The sequence below is a fragment of the Chryseobacterium sp. JUb7 genome (assembly GCF_024806495.1).
Taxonomy (GTDB): domain Bacteria; phylum Bacteroidota; class Bacteroidia; order Flavobacteriales; family Weeksellaceae; genus Chryseobacterium.
The window spans coordinates 21,461-38,192 of the sequence record NZ_JANUFF010000014.1 but is presented as its reverse complement, the minus strand read 5'-3'; the positions used below and the strand labels follow the sequence as shown (position 1 = coordinate 38,192).

Annotated in this window: 17 protein-coding genes; 1 reads left to right on the top strand and 16 read right to left on the bottom strand. The window is 35.5% G+C overall.

Features of this window, described 5'->3' with window-relative positions; translation table 11 throughout:
• Nucleotides 1-6 precede the first annotated feature (6 nt).
• The 10 genes from M2373_RS19600 to M2373_RS19555 form a co-directional block, all read right to left on the bottom strand.
• Complete coding sequence (locus M2373_RS19600) at nucleotides 7-888, bottom strand: hypothetical protein (protein ID WP_259112950.1); 882 nt, start codon at nucleotides 886-888, stop codon at nucleotides 7-9.
• A gap of 1 nt (nucleotide 889) precedes the next feature.
• Complete coding sequence (nuoF, locus tag M2373_RS19595; RefSeq protein ID WP_259112949.1) at nucleotides 890-2,248, bottom strand: NADH-quinone oxidoreductase subunit NuoF; 1,359 nt, start codon at nucleotides 2,246-2,248, stop codon at nucleotides 890-892.
• A 90-nt stretch (nucleotides 2,249-2,338) separates the two neighbouring features.
• Nucleotides 2,339-2,848, bottom strand: coding sequence for an NAD(P)H-dependent oxidoreductase subunit E (gene nuoE, locus M2373_RS19590; RefSeq protein ID WP_039370403.1), 510 nt, complete (start codon nucleotides 2,846-2,848; stop codon nucleotides 2,339-2,341).
• 108 nt (nucleotides 2,849-2,956) lie between these two features.
• Nucleotides 2,957-4,180 (bottom strand): NADH-quinone oxidoreductase subunit D, encoded by a 1,224-nt coding sequence (locus tag M2373_RS19585; protein ID WP_259112948.1) that lies wholly within the window; start codon nucleotides 4,178-4,180, stop codon nucleotides 2,957-2,959.
• Between the two features lie 76 nt (nucleotides 4,181-4,256).
• The gene (locus tag M2373_RS19580) at nucleotides 4,257-4,751 is read right to left on the bottom strand and encodes an NADH-quinone oxidoreductase subunit C (RefSeq protein WP_259112947.1); all 495 of its coding nucleotides are present in this window, start codon (nucleotides 4,749-4,751) and stop codon (nucleotides 4,257-4,259) included.
• Between the two features lie 5 nt (nucleotides 4,752-4,756).
• The gene (locus tag M2373_RS19575; protein ID WP_047397471.1) at nucleotides 4,757-5,317 is read right to left on the bottom strand and encodes an NADH-quinone oxidoreductase subunit B; all 561 of its coding nucleotides are present in this window, start codon (nucleotides 5,315-5,317) and stop codon (nucleotides 4,757-4,759) included.
• Between the two features lie 92 nt (nucleotides 5,318-5,409).
• Nucleotides 5,410-5,781, bottom strand: a complete 372-nt coding sequence (locus tag M2373_RS19570; protein ID WP_048502955.1) for an NADH-quinone oxidoreductase subunit A — start codon at nucleotides 5,779-5,781, stop codon at nucleotides 5,410-5,412.
• A 115-nt stretch (nucleotides 5,782-5,896) separates the two neighbouring features.
• Nucleotides 5,897-6,937 carry a T9SS type A sorting domain-containing protein gene (locus M2373_RS19565; protein ID WP_259112946.1) on the bottom strand — a complete coding sequence of 347 codons (1,041 nt, stop codon included), beginning with the start codon at nucleotides 6,935-6,937 and terminating at the stop codon, nucleotides 5,897-5,899.
• Between the two features lie 76 nt (nucleotides 6,938-7,013).
• A complete protein-coding gene (locus M2373_RS19560) occupies nucleotides 7,014-7,190 on the bottom strand; it encodes a hypothetical protein (protein ID WP_259112945.1) in 177 nt (58 codons plus the stop codon).
• 54 nt (nucleotides 7,191-7,244) lie between these two features.
• Complete coding sequence (locus M2373_RS19555) at nucleotides 7,245-8,378, bottom strand: GTP cyclohydrolase (RefSeq protein ID WP_259112944.1); 1,134 nt, start codon at nucleotides 8,376-8,378, stop codon at nucleotides 7,245-7,247.
• A gap of 107 nt (nucleotides 8,379-8,485) precedes the next feature.
• Here M2373_RS19555 and M2373_RS19550 point away from each other — a divergent pair, with 107 nt between their 5' ends.
• Nucleotides 8,486-9,196: a zinc metallopeptidase gene (locus M2373_RS19550; protein WP_259112943.1), complete on the top strand. Its 711-nt coding sequence runs from the start codon at nucleotides 8,486-8,488 to the stop codon at nucleotides 9,194-9,196.
• On the opposite strand, the gene M2373_RS19545 is transcribed toward M2373_RS19550, so the two are convergent.
• From M2373_RS19545 to M2373_RS19520, 6 genes are all read right to left on the bottom strand, one after another.
• Nucleotides 9,193-9,798: a YigZ family protein gene (locus M2373_RS19545; protein WP_259112942.1), complete on the bottom strand. Its 606-nt coding sequence runs from the start codon at nucleotides 9,796-9,798 to the stop codon at nucleotides 9,193-9,195. The genes M2373_RS19550 and M2373_RS19545 overlap by 4 nt on opposite strands.
• Nucleotides 9,799-9,911: 113 nt before the next feature.
• The gene (gene ribD / locus M2373_RS19540) at nucleotides 9,912-10,937 is read right to left on the bottom strand and encodes a bifunctional diaminohydroxyphosphoribosylaminopyrimidine deaminase/5-amino-6-(5-phosphoribosylamino)uracil reductase RibD (RefSeq protein WP_259112941.1); all 1,026 of its coding nucleotides are present in this window, start codon (nucleotides 10,935-10,937) and stop codon (nucleotides 9,912-9,914) included.
• 61 nt (nucleotides 10,938-10,998) lie between these two features.
• Entirely contained in the window at nucleotides 10,999-12,804 is a 1,806-nt protein-coding gene (locus M2373_RS19535; RefSeq protein ID WP_259112940.1) for a DUF349 domain-containing protein, read from the bottom strand.
• A gap of 75 nt (nucleotides 12,805-12,879) precedes the next feature.
• Nucleotides 12,880-13,617: a shikimate dehydrogenase gene (locus M2373_RS19530; RefSeq protein ID WP_259112939.1), complete on the bottom strand. Its 738-nt coding sequence runs from the start codon at nucleotides 13,615-13,617 to the stop codon at nucleotides 12,880-12,882.
• Nucleotides 13,618-13,679: 62 nt separating this feature from the next.
• Nucleotides 13,680-15,476: an endonuclease gene (locus M2373_RS19525; protein ID WP_259112938.1), complete on the bottom strand. Its 1,797-nt coding sequence runs from the start codon at nucleotides 15,474-15,476 to the stop codon at nucleotides 13,680-13,682.
• Nucleotides 15,477-15,526: 50 nt separating this feature from the next.
• Complete coding sequence (locus M2373_RS19520) at nucleotides 15,527-16,732, bottom strand: ABC transporter permease (protein ID WP_259112937.1); 1,206 nt, start codon at nucleotides 16,730-16,732, stop codon at nucleotides 15,527-15,529.

Sequence of the window (16,732 nt, the reverse complement as noted above, 5' to 3'; positions counted from 1 at the left end):
TATATTTTAATTATACTTTTTTGTATTAAATGTATATCCGATTCCTGCAAGGATCTGTCCGAAAACAAAATCCTGTCTTGCTTTGTCAGGTTTGTTATTTAATGTAGTTTTAATATCCCACATATTAATATATCCGGCTTTTCCCTCCACTCTTATCATCCAGTTTTTCCAGAAAACTAAGTTAAGACTGGATCTAAGATCGGTTCCCATACCTGCCACGTGAAAACGGTCACTTCTTTCATTTCCAAAAAGTTTGATATTACTTTTCGGAAACATTACTCCGATTCCGGCTCCGTAAGACCATACTAAATCTATATTTTTCTTATGAATAAGATTTTTGTATTTCTCTAAACCTAAATTTTCATAATTCAATCCGTCTGTATGCTCAAAAGTAAGGAACTGTGTATCAGATAAATCTACCTGTCCGTTCTGTACCATTCCTGCATATTTAGGATCTGAAATATGTCCTGAAAAATCAACCGTCTGGTTTTGTTTCATTACATATTTCATATGGTCAATTCCTAAAACCAGAGCCAAATTATCTTTAATAAAATACCCTAATCTGAAATTATACTGCGTTACGGTAAACCAACTTGGATCAAAATAAACGATTCCAAATTTTGTAGGCTTATCTCTGGCAGCTACATTATTCAGTTGAAAATCATAACCGTCTCCGGTAAAATGAATATCAGAATTGCTGTAAGCTCCTCTGTTCCAACCGTAGAAAACGAAGACCTGTCCTTTTTTGCTTAAAGGTAATGGTTTTACCTTCTTTTCAGGCTTATATGGAGTTACCTCCAATTTATATTCTTTTTCTAATGTATCTTTTTTTACTTGTCCAAAAGCAAAACCGGAGACCATTAGACCGATCGCCAATAATTTTTTCATTCTAAGCATTATTCTCAACTGCAGGGATTGGATCTGCATAATGTGCCAACCCATAATTTTGTGTCTGTGACAACTCAGGGTTTTTAATGTGCCATTCGAACTCATCTCTGAAGTGACGAATAGCCGCTGCAACAGGCCAGGCTGCTGCATCACCCAATGGACAAATGGTATTTCCTTCGATTTTTCTCTGGATATCCCAAAGAAGATCGATATCTTCCATTTTTCCTTCTCCTTTCTCAATTTTTTTCAAAATTTTGTACATCCATCCCGTTCCTTCACGGCAAGGAGTACATTGTCCACAACTTTCGTGATTGTAAAATCTCGCTAAAGTCATGGTATGATCTACGATACACTGGTCTTCATCCAAAACGATGAAACCTCCTGAACCCATCATTGTACCGGTAGCAAAACCACCGTCAGCTAATGATTCGTAATTCATGTATCTTGGTTCTCCGTTTACAGTTTTTAATAATAAATTAGCAGGAACAATCGGAACAGAGCTTCCTCCAGGGATACAAGCCTTTAATCTTTTTCCGTCTTTAATTCCGCCGCAATATTCTTCAGAGTAAATGAATTCTTCAACAGTGATTGTCATGTCGATTTCATAAACTCCTGGTTTGTTGATGTTTCCACAAGCAGAAATTAATTTTGTACCTGTAGATCTTCCAACTCCGATTTTAGCATATTCAGCTCCTGTAATATCAATGATTGGAACGATTGCCGCGATAGATTCAACGTTATTTACTACCGTTGGCCTTTCCCAAAGTCCTTTTACAGCCGGGAATGGCGGTTTCAATCTTGGGTTTCCTCTTTTACCTTCAAGAGATTCAAGCAATGCCGTTTCTTCACCGCAAATATATGCTCCACCACCTCTTTGAACGTAAATTTCACAGTCGAAACCAGTTCCTAAAATATTTTTACCTAAAAATCCTGCTGCTTTAGCTTCCTCAATTGCTTCTTCCAAAATATCTGGAATCCAAGAATATTCTCCACGGATGTAGATATAAGAAACATTTGAACCTAAACAGAAAGATGAAATCAGCATTCCTTCAATTAATAAATGAGGAAGAAACTCCATCAGATATCTGTCTTTGAAAGTTCCCGGTTCAGATTCATCGGCATTTACTACCAAGTGTCTTGGAACGCCTTCAGGTTTTGCCAAAAAGCTCCATTTCATCCCAGTCGGGAATCCAGCTCCACCACGTCCACGAAGACCTGAAGCTTTTACTTCTTCAAGAATTTCGTCCGGTGTCATTTTCAAGGCTTTTTCAGCTGCTGTGTAACCTCCCTGTTTACGGTATGTTTCAAAGTAGCGGATACCTTCTATATGTGCGTCTTTAAGTAAAAGTTTTTTACTCATTGTTATTTGCTTATTGCAATTAGCTTTTGGCTTCTTGCATTTAATTGTTAAAATTTAAATTAATTTAAAACCTGAGATTTTAAATTTTTATTAGCCCAAATCAACCTGTCCTTCTCTACAAAGATCAAGGATTTCGTCAACTTTTTCTATCGTTAAATTTTCATGAAAGAATTTCCCTAACTGCATCATTGGCGCGTATCCACAAGCACCAAGACATTCAGCTGGTTTTAATGTGAACATCCCGTCTTCAGTTGTTTGTCCGTCCTTAATGTTCAGTTTCGTTCTGATATGGTCAAGGATTTTTTCGCTTCCGCAAACCATACAAGGTCCCGTTCTGCAAACTTCCAAAACATATTTACCAACCGGCTTCATATTGAACATCGTATAGAAAGTTGCTACTTCATATACTTCAATTGGCTTAATACTCAATAATTCCGCAACATAATCCATCACAGGAACGTCTAACCATCCTCCGAATTCTTTCTGTGCTACATGCAGAACAGGAAGAAGAGCAGATTTTTGTCTTCCTTCAGGATATCTTGCGATAATTTTATGTACCTGTGCTAAACTTTCCGGTTTAAAAGCTATTGTTTCGCTCACTTTTTTAAATTTTAAATTTTGAATTTTAGATTTTAAATTCTAAAAAATTTCAATTTTTATATTTAGCTTGGATTAATTTAAAATTCATAATCCAACATCTATAATTTCTTATGCGTCTAATTCTCCCGCAATAATATTCATACTACACATCGTTACGATTGCATCTGAAATTACAGAACCTGTAATCATTTCAGGATAAGCCTGGTAGTAGATAAAACATGGTCTTCTGAAGTGCAGTCTGTAAGGACTTCTTCCACCATCACTCACTAAATAGAAGCCTAACTCTCCGTTTCCACCTTCTACAGCATGGTAAACTTCACCTTTAGGCACATCAGTTTCTCCCATTACGATTTTGAAATGGTAGATCAAAGCTTCCATTTTTTGATAAACATCAGCCTTTTCAGGAAGATAGAAATCAGGTACATCCGCGTGGAATGATCCTTCAGGAAGATTTTCGTATGCTTGTTTGATGATTTTAATTGATTCCCAGATTTCCTGTTGACGAACCATGAAACGGTCGTAAGTGTCACCTGCAGTTCCTACAGGAATGATAAAGTCGAAATCTTGGTAAGAAGAATAAGGTTGTGCAACTCTCACGTCATAGTCTACTCCTGCTGCACGTAAATTGGGACCTGTGAAACCATAGCTTAATGCTCTTTCCGCAGAAATTCCTCCTGCTCCGATGGTTCTGTCCATGAAAATTCTGTTTCTTTCTAATAGAGTACAGAATTCTTTGAATCTTGGTGGGAAAGTTTTAAGGAAATCCTTTAATAATTCATGGAATTTTGGGGTGAAATCTCTTTCAAAACCTCCAATTCTTCCCATGTTAGTTGTCATTCTCGCTCCGCAGATCTGTTCGTACATATCATAAATACGCTCTCTTTCGATGAACATATAGGTAAGACCGGTAATTGCTCCTGAATCCATCCCGGTTACTCCGTTACAGATAAGGTGGTCACCGATTCTTGCTAATTCCATTAAAATTACACGCATATAATCTACACGCTTAGGAACTTCAACTCCAATTAGCTTCTCAACTGTCATGTGCCAACCTAAATTGTTAATTGGTGCAGAACAGTAATTCATACGGTCGGTAAGGGTAGTGATCTGAGAATAGTTTCTTCTTTCAGAAATTTTTTCAAATGCTCTGTGGATGTAACCTACTGTTTGCTCAGCGTGAAGGATTCTTTCTCCATCCATCGTTAAGATATTCTGGAAAATCCCGTGAGTAGCAGGGTGGGTTGGTCCTAAATTGAGGGTATAAAGTTGACCATCAATTTGCTCCTTACTTTCGTATTGGTTAAGTATATTAGATAATGAGTTATCTTTCATAATTTAAATGCTTTAGGCTCTAGGCTTTAGGCTTTAAGCTCATTGCTTATTACTTATTGCTTATCGCATTATATTTTTATCTTCCGAACATGCTGTCGTTCTTATCGGTCCTTGTGCCGTCTTCCAAACGATATTCCTTCAACATTGGATGGTATCCAAGATCTTCCATATTTAAAATAGCTCTAAGATCAGGATGTCCTTTAAATTTGATTCCGTAGAAGTCAAAAGTTTCTCTTTCCATCCAGTTAGCTCCCGCATATAATTCTAGAAGAGAATCAACTTCGATATTTTCTCTGGACATAAAGATCTTCAGACGCAATCTGAAATTAGCCATCATATTATGCAGGTGATAAACCACTCCGATTTCTTTCTCAGGAAACTCTGGGTAATGGATTCCACAAATATCTGTAAGAAAATTGATTTCTAATGATGAATCTTTAAGATAATGAATAATCTTCTTAATATCTTCTTTCTTCACCTCAATCGTCAACATTCCATAAGGCTCTGAGCTTGCGATTACAGACTCCGGAAATTCTCTTGTGATTGCTTCTAATACAAATTCGTTTGTCATTTCCGTTAGTTGCTTATGTTGTAAGAATCTAATAATTTCTGGTATTCAGGCATATCTCTTCTTCGGATGCTTTCGCTTTCTGCCAACGCCTGAACCTGCATTACACCTTCGATAATCTGCTCCGGTCTCGGAGGGCATCCTGGAACATAGACGTCCACAGGGATGATTTTATCAATTCCTTGTAATACAGAATAAGTATCAAAAATACCACCGCTGGAAGCACAAGCTCCAACTGCTACCACCCATTTCGGCTCAGCCATCTGAGTGTAAACTTCTTTTAGGACTGGTCCTAATTTCTTAGATATAGTTCCGCAAACCATCAGCATATCTGCCTGTCTTGGTGAGAAAGAGTTTCTTTCCATACCAAATCTTGAAGCATCATACGTCGGGTTCAGGGTAGCCATAAACTCGATACCACAACAAGAGGTTGCAAAAGGCAATGGCCAAAGTGAAAACTTTCTTGCCATCCCGATTACACTGCTCAGTTTCGTTGCGAAAAACCCTTCTCCTTCAAATCCTTCCGGAGCAGGTGCATCTGTTCTTATTACTGGTTTGTTATCTGACATTTTCTTTAATTTTAGATTTTGAATTATAGATTTTAGATTAAACTTCTGAGAGTTAATAATCTAAAACTCAAAATTTATAATTCATAATTTTTTTATTTATCCCAATCTAGTGCGCCACGTTTCCAGACATAGAAAAATGCCATGAAGAAAATCGCCACGAAGGTAAGTACAGCCAGGAATCCTTCCATTCCGAATTCTCTGAAGTTTACAGCGTAAGGATAAAAAAATACGATTTCAATATCGAATAATACGAATAATACCGCAGTCAAAAAGTACTTAATGGAAAACGGTGTTCTTGCATTTCCTTCTACCGGGACTCCACATTCCCAGCTTTGGTTTTTAACAGAATTTCCTTTTTTCTGTTTTGGCCCTAAAAAATGCGCTCCAAGCAAAGAAACTGCTACGAATGCTATCGCAACACCTGCCTGTATTAGGATTGGAATATAACTTTCAGGTAAATTCATTTTTGCATTATTATCTCAATTTGCAAATTTAGCGAATAAACAAGAAAGCATGAAATTAATAAGCTTAAAAGTGGGGGTAAAATGAGTAAAACCGGTAATTTAGAATCAATAAAAATTAGCCTTTTATGATTATTTTTTTTGTGTAGATTTCCCCTTTTTTCGTAGTGATTGTTAATAAATAGTTTCCCGATGGCGTACCGGAAATGTCTAAATTCTCCAGACTGTTCTGATTAGAAAAAGTTTTAATCAACCTTCCTGTGTTGTCATATAGCTGAATCAGGCTAATTTGTGAATTTTCAATATTGGTATGCCAGGTTATTTTACCGATTACAGGGTTTATTACATTAAAGTAAGTGTTTTGAGTAGTGCTTTCGCTGACGCTTAAAGGAGTTGGGGTGCAAGTAGAGTTGGTGGAAGTGGAGGCGTAGACTGATGCTGCTCCATTGAATTTATAAGGATATGTCCGTATAAGATTTCCTAATTGTTTATTGATCATGTCAACTTCATATAAGCTGGAAGAAATTGGATATGACGCGAAATTTAAACTTAATACATACACTTTGGAAGGATTTAGTTCCGAGCTTACAGAAAATGCGGCGTGCATATTCGGGATACTAAGATTCATAAACGGACAGCTTTGAGAAGGATCCAGCATATTGATTTCAAGAATACCTGTAGTGGTTGTCACGAAAAGTCTGTTTTCGAAAAAAAACAGATCTCCTCCTGGTGTGTGTGTATTAGGAAGAAATCCCATTGTTGTAATTGTACCAGTGCTGATCTCGTATCTGAATAATAGATTAAAGGCTCCTGTTGCATATACATAATTTCCTGAATCTGATACTAACGAATTGATCTGATGATCAAAGTTTCCTAAGAATTCACAGCTTGAAGTAGCATTGTTTCTTCTGTATAATTTCCCTGAATTGGTAACATAATACATGTTGCTGGCTCCATCAATTGCAATATCTGTAAAATCTTCAAATAATACAGCAGTTGTAGGGCATACAGGCTCTAGAACCTCCGATGGATTTGAAACATCCAGTCTGTAAATTCTGTTCGTGCTGCTATACGGCCTTGTTGCGTAAAATTCCTGAGAAAATAATTGTAAAGAAAGAAGAAAAATTCCCCAAAAGGATAATTTAGCGATTGAGCTCATTTAAATGAATTATTAGTTTATTGTAAAAATAAAAATTTATTTCATTAAATGATGAGTTATATACAGTGTTTTTGTGTTATTTCTTCATTTTCTTTAACAGGGATAAAGCCATAAAAGAGATATAGCCAAAAAGAATGCTTGCATACATTATATTAACAACCGTGTTCGTTCTGTCGTCTTCAATCTTAAAAAAGAAGTTATAAGCGACAAATCCGGCAATTAAAACAGCAAAAATGATAAGATGTGGTTTCATGATGAGCTAGAGTGTTGGAAGATATAGAAAATTGGTAAGATTACTCATTACCAATTATTCATTATCTATATTTAGAGAATAGGTTCTTCTTCTTTTATGATTTACAGGGTTGTAGTCCTGCCAGAGAACCTGTACACTTTTATTTTCTTCCAGTTCTGGATTGGTTTCGGCGAACTCAATGCCCATACTTGTAAATCTTACAAAAATTTCTTTGAAAATAATAGCTGTTACGCCACGTCTCTGATATTCAGGATGAATTCCGATAAGGTAAAAGTTAGCACGGTCATTTTTTTTGCTTGCCTGTAAAAAATGCCACCAGCCGAATGGGAATAGCTTTCCTTTAGATTTTTGTAAAGCTTTTGAATAGGAAGGCATTGTAATCGCAAAAGATACCAACTCATTATTTTCATCCACAACGCAGATTACATAGTTTTTATCAATAAAAGGGAAGTATTTTTCTTTATAAGTTTTGATCTGTTCTTCTGAAATAGGAGTGTAGGTAGAAAGGTGCTTGTAAGTTTCGTCCAATAATTTAAACATAGGCTCTACAAAAGGCAGAATCTCTTCTTTCGTTTTAAAAGGAAGGACTTTAAGCTTGTATTTCTGAGCGATAAGCCCACTGAATTTTTCAACTTTTTCTGGTAAAACTTTTGGGAAATTCATCTCAAATTCTACCCATTCTTTTTCTTTTGTTAAGCCAAGTTCTTCAAGGTGTTTTGGATAATATTCATGGTTGTAAATGCCAATCATGGTAGCCAGTTTATCAAAACCCATCGTTAGCATTCCTGCTTTATCAAGGTTTGTAAAACCCATGGGGCCCTCGATTTTATCAATATTATTTTCTTTGGCGTAATCAATTGCTTTTTGAATCAATGCCTTAGAAACTTCTTTGTCATCAATAAAATCAATCCATCCGAAACGAACTTTTTTAATTCCCAGTTCTTTTTCTTCTTTATGGTTGATCATTACCGCAATTCTTCCTACTACTTTACTGTCTTTTTTTGCAAGAAATTGTTTTGATTCTGAATAATTTAAGGCTGGATTTTCTTTAACATCCCAGATCTTAAATTCGTCTTTAATAAAAGAAGGAACATAATAAGGATTGTTTTTATAAAGATCCATTGGAAACTTAACGAATTGTTTTAATTCATCTTGTGTTTTTACTTCAATAACTGCGACTTTAGACATAGTTTAATAAGGCTAATTATAGGACAAATATAAATAAATAAAATGTAATACTTTGGCACAGTTTTTACATCATTTAGGTTAAAAATATACAATAAAGTTTATTAAAAATGATCGGTTATTACATTATTATAGGGATTTCAATGCTGGTGAGTTGGTATGTGTCGTGGAAATTGAAATCGAAATTTGAATATTATTCTAACGTGCATCTTAGAAATGGACTTTCAGGAAAAGAAGTGGCGGAAAAAATGTTGAGAGATAACGGAATTAACGATGTTCAGGTAATGTCGGTCCCCGGACAGTTAACAGACCATTATAACCCTGAAAATAAAACAGTCAATCTTTCTGAAGGAGTATATATGCAGAGAAATGCGGCAGCAGCGGCTGTCGCAGCTCATGAATGCGGTCATGCAGTGCAGCATGCTAAAGGATATTCAATGTTGCAGCTCAGATCTAAATTGGTCCCGGTTGTACAGATAAGTTCCAATTTAATGCAATTTGTCATTATTGCGGGATTGGTTATTATGTCAGCCACTGCTTCCATAGAAAATCCGAGAGGCAATACATTGGTATTGGCAATAGGTGTTATTATGTTTGCGTGTACCACTCTTTTTGCTTTTATAACACTGCCTGTAGAATATGATGCTAGTAACAGAGCGATGAAATGGCTTAAAGATACAGGAACGGTAACTTCTGAAGAATATGTAGGCGTTCAGGACAGTTTAAAATGGGCAGCAAGAACATATGTTGTGGCCGCTTTAGGATCATTGGCTCAGCTTCTTTACTGGGCATCTTTATTGATGGGAGGAAGAAGAGATTAATCTTTAAATTCAAAAGAAATATACTGCATCTCGGACAATTTGTCTGAGATGCTTTCTTTTTGTGCTAACTTTAAAGAAGCAGTAAGTATACAGTTTTCATTGGCATCAAAATTCAAAACCTTGGCATCGTATTTTGAAAGTAATGTGAAAATAACGTTTTGCTGGTTGAAGTTAAACTGAATTTCAATTTCTGTTTCTAATTCTTTTGTAATGATATTAGCTTCTTCCAACGTGATCTTTGCCGATTCTTTATAAGCTTTTACGAGGCCTGAAACTCCCAGTTTTGTTCCTCCGTAATAACGGACTGAAATAACGAGTGTATTTGTGATTTCGTGTGCCAGAAGCTGATTGTAAATAGGTAAACCTGCACTTCCTGAAGGTTCTCCATCGTCATTGGCCCGATAATTTTCGCCTTGTAACCCCATCCGGAATGCATAGCAGTGGTGCGTTGCTTTAGGATGTTCGGCTCTTACTTTTTCTAAAGCTTCTCTAAGCTGATCTTCATTATTTACGGGATAGGCAAATCCAATAAACTTGCTTCCTTTTTCCTTTAGTAAGGTGTTTTCTATAGATTTTTCTATGGTTTTATACTCGAATTGCATTGTATCTAATGAAGATTAGTAAATTGGATGTTTTAAATCTCTTGACATAATATTGCTAAAACTGACGGATGAAATTGAATCGTTGTCAGGTTGAGCATTTCGAAGCCTTTTGATTATAAATAATTACTGTAAAAAGAAATACTATTATCTCTGATATTTTCAACTTTATCAGCATTAAAGCCAAATTCAGGAGCTTTTGTGCCGTTTTTCAGTTGTAAGTTTTCATTTTTAATAACCATAGCTTCATCCCAGAGATTAGCATCTATAAACTGCTGTAAAGTAAAGCATCCTCCCTCAACGATCACAGACTGTATCTGTTCTTTGTATAGAGCATCCATTAAACGCTGAAGGAAATTTTCTTTTTGTATTCTTATAAAATGAATATTCTGCTCACTTCCTTCTTTAATAGAATTAAAAACCAGCGTTTTTGCTTCATTATTATAGATATTAAAATCGGCAGGTACCTTTAAGTCAAAATCAATTAAAATTCTTACGGGATTTATGCCTTCTGTATTTCTGACTGTCAGACTTGGATTGTCATTGATCGCAGTTTGTGTTCCTACTAAAATAGCATGTTCGTCAGCTCTTAACTGATGAACGAATTGATTGACTAAAATATTTGAAATAGCAGTTGGCTTAAAATCTTTATCCATGAATCCGTCTTGAGATTCTGCCCATTTCAGAATGATAAAAGGTCTTTTCTTTTCATGATAGGTGAAGAACCTTTTGTTCAGATCAATACATTCTTTTTCCAAAATTACTGATATTACTTCTATTCCTGCGTCCTGAATGATTTTTTTTCCTTTGCCATTCACTTTATCATGAGAATCCATGGCTCCGATGACTACTTTTTTAAATCCCAGTTCTTTAATTTTTAAGGCACATGGAGGTGTTTTCCCATAATGAGCACAAGGCTCAAGAGATACATAAATCGTAGATTCCGGAATGAGATCTTTGTTTTTTACTGAATTGATAGCATTGATTTCTGCATGATTTTCTCCAGCTTTATGATGATAGCCTTCGCCAATAATTTCACCATTATGAACAATAACACTTCCCACCAGTGGATTTGGATAGGTTTTGCCTAATGCTTTTTGAGCCAGTTCAATGCATCTTTTTATGTAAAATTCGTCTTGCATATGAAAGAAAAAAGCGAAGACAAATTTCTTTGCTTCGCCTGTTATATATTTTTAAATTATTTTATTCTCCAACAATAATGCTGTGAAGATTTTGTCTTAATGTTTCCAAATGAGCTTTTTTCTCATCAATAGAATTGAAAGTGTCTTTCAATAAAGGATTGTCTTTTGATGGGTTTTTGAAGAATGCCAAGTTGTTCTCTAATTTTACAATTTCGGCCTCAAGATCAGAAATTTGACTCTTCATTTTTCTGGCTTTATCGGTTAATTGATTTTCAGAAAGACCTTCTTCTTTAAGTTCTAACTCATTGATTTTATTCAATTTAAGCTTCTCTCTTAAAGTTTTGTTGAACTCTGAATTAATTGAAATTTTATCTCTAGGAACTTTTCCGATGTTATTCCATGCTGTTTTAATCGTTTCGATTTTTTCGATGCTGCCTTCTTCGTTGGTCACCGTTTTTAACTCATCAAGAAGAACCTTTTTGTTTTTATAATTCTCTTTCCAGTTATCTGTTGACGCATTGCTCTTCTCTCTGTAATTGTTGAAGAAAGCATTGCAGGCATCACGGAATTCATCCCAGATCTTATTGGTCATGCTTTTTGGAACGTGACCGATTTTTTTCCAGTCTTCCTGAAGTTTTTTGAATAACGGAACAGCAATATCCCATTCTTCGTTATTCATATTGTCCTGAGCGGTCTGAATAAGTTTTAGCTTTTCCTCCAGATTAGCCTGTTGAGAGCCTTTTAAAGATTTATAATAAGTATTCTTCGTTGTATTGAATCCTCTGAGTGTCGTTTTAAAATCATTCCAGTTCTGATTGGACAATTTTCTTGGAACACTTCCTGTCTTTAAAAAGTCTGAACGCAGGTCTTCAACTCTTTTAATAGAGTTTTGCCAATAATTGTGATTGGGAGTTTCTGCAGGCTCAGATAATTTTTTTATTTCTGCTATGATCTGATTTTTCTTCTCAAGATTAGCCGTTTGTTCTGCTTCAATAGCTACAGATAGCTCAGACTTTCTTTCGTGAATTTTATTGGAGATTTCTTTAAATTCTTCCCAGGTTTTTTCACGGAATTCTTCTGCAACAGGTTCTGCCTCTTCTTTCCAAAGCTTATGAAGGTATTGTAATTCATTTAAAGCTTTTTGAATCACAGGCTCGTTTTCAAGTTCCTTGGCACGGGCAATGATATGTTGTCTTTTTTCAAGATTATGATTGTATTCCTGCTCAAGAAACTCTTTATTTAAATCCAGCATCTGATAAAACTGATTCAAATGGTGGAAATAATTATTGTTAAGAATTCTGAATTCAGATTTTGCAACCTGTCCGGCTTTTGACCATTCTTCTTTTATTTCGCGAATAGATTTGAAAAGATTGGTTCCCGGTTCGGAATTCGTATAAAGATTTTTAAGTCTTTCGATAATATTCTGACGGTGCTCAAGATTTTTCTTCTGCTCTTCCTCCTGACCTTTTTGATAAGTGTCGTGTTTTTCTCTGAAAATATTGACCAAAGCCGAGAATTTAGCTTGTGAAGGATGCTCATAACTGAAATTCTCAGGAGCATTTCCAGCATCAGTATATTCGTGTTTTTTGTCTTCTACTTCATCATGGATGTAATGACTTGCTTTTTCTTTGAGTAAGTTGAATTTTTTGGAATTTTCACCGGCATTTGGCGTGTTGATGATTTTTTCCATTTCTTTCAAAGCATCAACTAAAGAGATCTCTACATCCTCGTGTTCTTCTTCATGTTCTGTTTCTTCTTCATGCAGATTTTCATCATGAGTTACCGTGTTTTCCGGTGTTTCTTCATGAGATACTTCGTTAGAATTTTTCTTTTCTTCGTTTTCAGAAAGGTTGTTTTCTGTAGTCATAGCAAGTCGTTTATGTGAGTGGCGTTATTATCCTCTTAAATATATAGCAAAAGCCAATTAAAGTACTAATTTATGTTATTTTTTTTGAAAATTCCAAATTTCCCAGGCTTTTTCTGCTTGCTGTTCAAGCATATAATAGCCATTCACTGTTTTTGCTCCTTTTTCTGAAGCATTGATGATGAACTGTGTGTAATTAGGGTTGTAAATTAAGTCGATGATTAAGTGATCTTTAGAGATTCCTTCGAAAGGAAAACTCAAACATTCTTCTACATTCGGAAAAGTTCCGACCGGAGTACACTGAACAATAATTTTATGATTTTCAACGGTTTCTTTATCTAAATTTTCAAAATTGACTTCCGTATTTCTTGAAACAGTTATTGAAGAAATTCCATGTTTGTCCAAGGCATATTTTACTGCTTTTGCAGCGCCTCCGTTTCCTAATATTAAAGCTGATGTATGATGTTGCTTCTTGTGAAGAAGAAATGTCTTTTCAAATCCGAAAGCATCTGTATTATAGCCTGTTTTTTTCCCGTCCTGAATCAAAACACAGTTTACAGCTCCGATTTTTTCGGCCTCATCACTCAATTCATCGAGATAATCGATGATTTTTTCTTTATAAGGAATGGTAACATTGAAGCCTAAAAGGTCAGGCGTTGAAAACAAGTTTTCAACTTCATTAATTTCACTAAGATCAAATATGTTGTAAGAATATCCTTTCAACATCAGTTTCTGGAATTTGTCTTCGAAAAATTTTTTTGAGAAAGAATATGAAATGTTCTTTCCTATCAAACCTAGTTTTTTATTAGAATCCATACCATAAAATTATAAAAAAAGACCGGACAAAACCGGTCTTTATATAAAATATTTTTATTGTCTTATTCTACAATGAATTTTGTAGTGAAACGATCTGTTTTCAAGATGTAATTTCCTTTTGTAAGTCCTTTAAGATTGATCTTATTTGAATTTTTAAAAGGATTTGCAATAGCATCAATTAATTTTCCTGAAAGGTCATAGATTTCCGCTTTTGAAATTTTTGATAAGTTTTCACCTTTTACAAATAATTCGTTGTTTCTAACAGGATTAGGATAAATACTGAAAGTTTTTTCTTTTGCTGTTTCCACAGTTCCTAAAGAGCTGCTGTAGCAAGTCCAGCTAAGATCATCAAGAGCAACTCTTGCTCCCGTTGTACTTGTAATAGGGTTAGTAATCTTAATGACAACGTTTCCGCTTACGTTGATATTATTGATGGTAGTGGTCGTTGTTGCGTTAGCTGTAGAACTGTAAGGAATTGTACCTACCTGAACTCCGTTTATTTCAACATTTAAAACACCTGGCCCAGTTCCGAATTTTAAAGCTGTCGTTAAAGTTAAGCTTTGAATTCCTCCGGAAACTGTAGAACTTGTAAGGTTTCCAACTCTTAAAGTAATTGCTTTTCCTGAAATAGTCTGGTCTGTTCTTCCATCAGTAGCGGTCCATGTAATACCTGCATTTGTCCATGTTCTTGTATCATAGCCATTTCCTCCGGAAGGTATATTTTCAAAATTTTCTGTACCACAGCTTCCGCCTCCGGGTTGTCCTGCTAAAGTAGTTCCTGTAGCAGTATTACTTTGGGAAGACGTATTTCCGGCAGCATCTTTTGCAATGATATAAAAGTTGTATGTCGTAGAAGGATTTAATCCTGAAACTGTTGCAGTAGTTCCGGAAGCAGTGGTGTAAAAAGTTCCGTTTACATAGATGTCATAACCTGTTACTCCAATATTATCTGTTGCAGCTGTCCAGCTTAAAGAAATAGAATTTGAAGTCGGATTGTTTGTGGCTAAGTTAGTCGCAGCTGTTGGAGCTTGAGTATCAACTACCGGAGTTCCCCAGATCTGATTTACATATTCCGGGTGGTCGATATAAGGGTTTCTGTTACCCTGATAGGTATAAGAAGCGTTATTTCTGTTAATTTCAGCTTGAGAAACAGGATCTAAAGTATTCCATGCTATCAGCTGATCAAGTTCCCACTGTTGTAATCCAGGGAATGAAGAACCTCCCAACATATTTCCTGTACTGAAACCTGCAAGTTGGGTTTCGTATCTTGTTACAAAATAAAAGATCATTCTGGCAACATCTCCTTTGAATGCATCAATAGGTTCGAAAACTGTTCCTCCATATCCTGCAGAAACAGAATTTCCTAATTTTGATCCGTTTAGAGAAGTAAAGCTCGCTGTCCCTACTTTTCCGAAAGGATAGTTGGATCTCATTCCGTTTACTTTTCCGTCTGTAGCACGGATAAAGTGGATGTCAGATTTCATTGGAAAAGCTTCATTAAAAAGACTTTGCGGAACGATATGTTCTCTGTTGTAGCAATTGCCTTCTGCGCTGTAGCTTCCACACTGATTAGTTCCGTAAGTAAAGTTATACGGATCCGGACCGTTTGGATTCTCGGAATAAATGTCAAGAATAGTTCCGTCGTTTTCGTAAGTCGTATCACGGTCAGTGGTTTGATATCCTGTCCATAATCCGCCATATCCATGATCCTGGTGACCGGCAGATATAATGTCTTTCAGTTTTGTTTTCAATGTTGCTCCGGTAAGACCAGTAGTCCCATTGTAGTATCCCGTCGGGATTTGTGCAAATGTACTAGCAAATACAAAGCACATTAAAGTAGAGAGTAAAGTATGTTTCATCCTAAAAAAATTGGGCGGTAAAGGTACAAAAAAATAAATCCTAACGATTGTTAACTTTTAGTAATATACTCTTTGCTGATTTTTGAAAATACCCACGAAATGATGAATCCGAAGAGGGATGCAGTAAGGGCTACAATGAAATAATTTTTCCCGACGATCTTTACAGGGAAAGGTAAAATTTCATTGGCTTTGAAAAACTCTGTGTATTGTTGGAAGTAGCATAATGCTGTTCCCACGATTAATCCGGAAATAATACCTAAAACGACGATCAGAATTCCGGTATAAAAGTATATTCTTCGTAAATCTCTTAAAGGGAAACCTAAAGAAACCAACGATTTTGCCTGTTCTTTTTTGTCGAGCTGAAGAATAATAATAGCTCCTGCAAGATTAAAAGTTGTAATAAAAATAACCAGTGCGAAAATGAGATAAATAAACAGTTTTTCAGTGTTTATCATCTTCCAGAAAGCTGCGTTTTCTTCTTCTTTGGTTTTGATCTCAATATTTTTTCCAAGAGAAGATAATAAGCTTTGTTTAACGGAATCTGCATTTTCAGGATTTTTTAATTTAATAACAATCTGATATGCTGATTTTTTAGGAAGATTAAGAAGTTCCTCTGCCAATTCGATCGGTGCAATGATATAATTGTCCAACTGATCTTTTCCAGGGAAAACTCCTGTAACAATAATATCTTTTTTATTGTAAATGTCATCTTCTCTGTTGATAATTCCTGTTCCGGGTTTAGGCATCAAAACTGTTGCGTAAGCATTCGTCGTATCTACAGGAATTGAAAGTCTGTTATCCAGAGAGTTTTCCATGATAACTTCATTGGAATAATCAAAACTCGGATAAGCTCCGTAGATCACATCTTTATCAATAGGATTTACTTTTACATAAGCCGAATCAACACCTCTTAAATAAGCAATATCACCTTTTCCGTTATAGCTGATATATACTTTCTCTTCTATAATTTTTGAAAAATTACTGATCTCTTTGCTGTCGCCTAATACAGTTGTAATTTTTTTGAGATCTTTTATCGTTTTTCCGGAATTGCTTTTAATGGTTAAATCTGAATGAAGATTGGAGATAAGATCCTTATTAAGATCTTCTAATCCCGAAAAAACTGAAATAATAACGAACATTGCAGTAACGGCAACCGTCATTGCTCCAACAGCCAGCCACGTAATAAACGTAACGGCAGTACTCCCTTTTTTTGATAAAAGGTATCTTGAAGCGATATAAAATGCAATGTTCTTCAA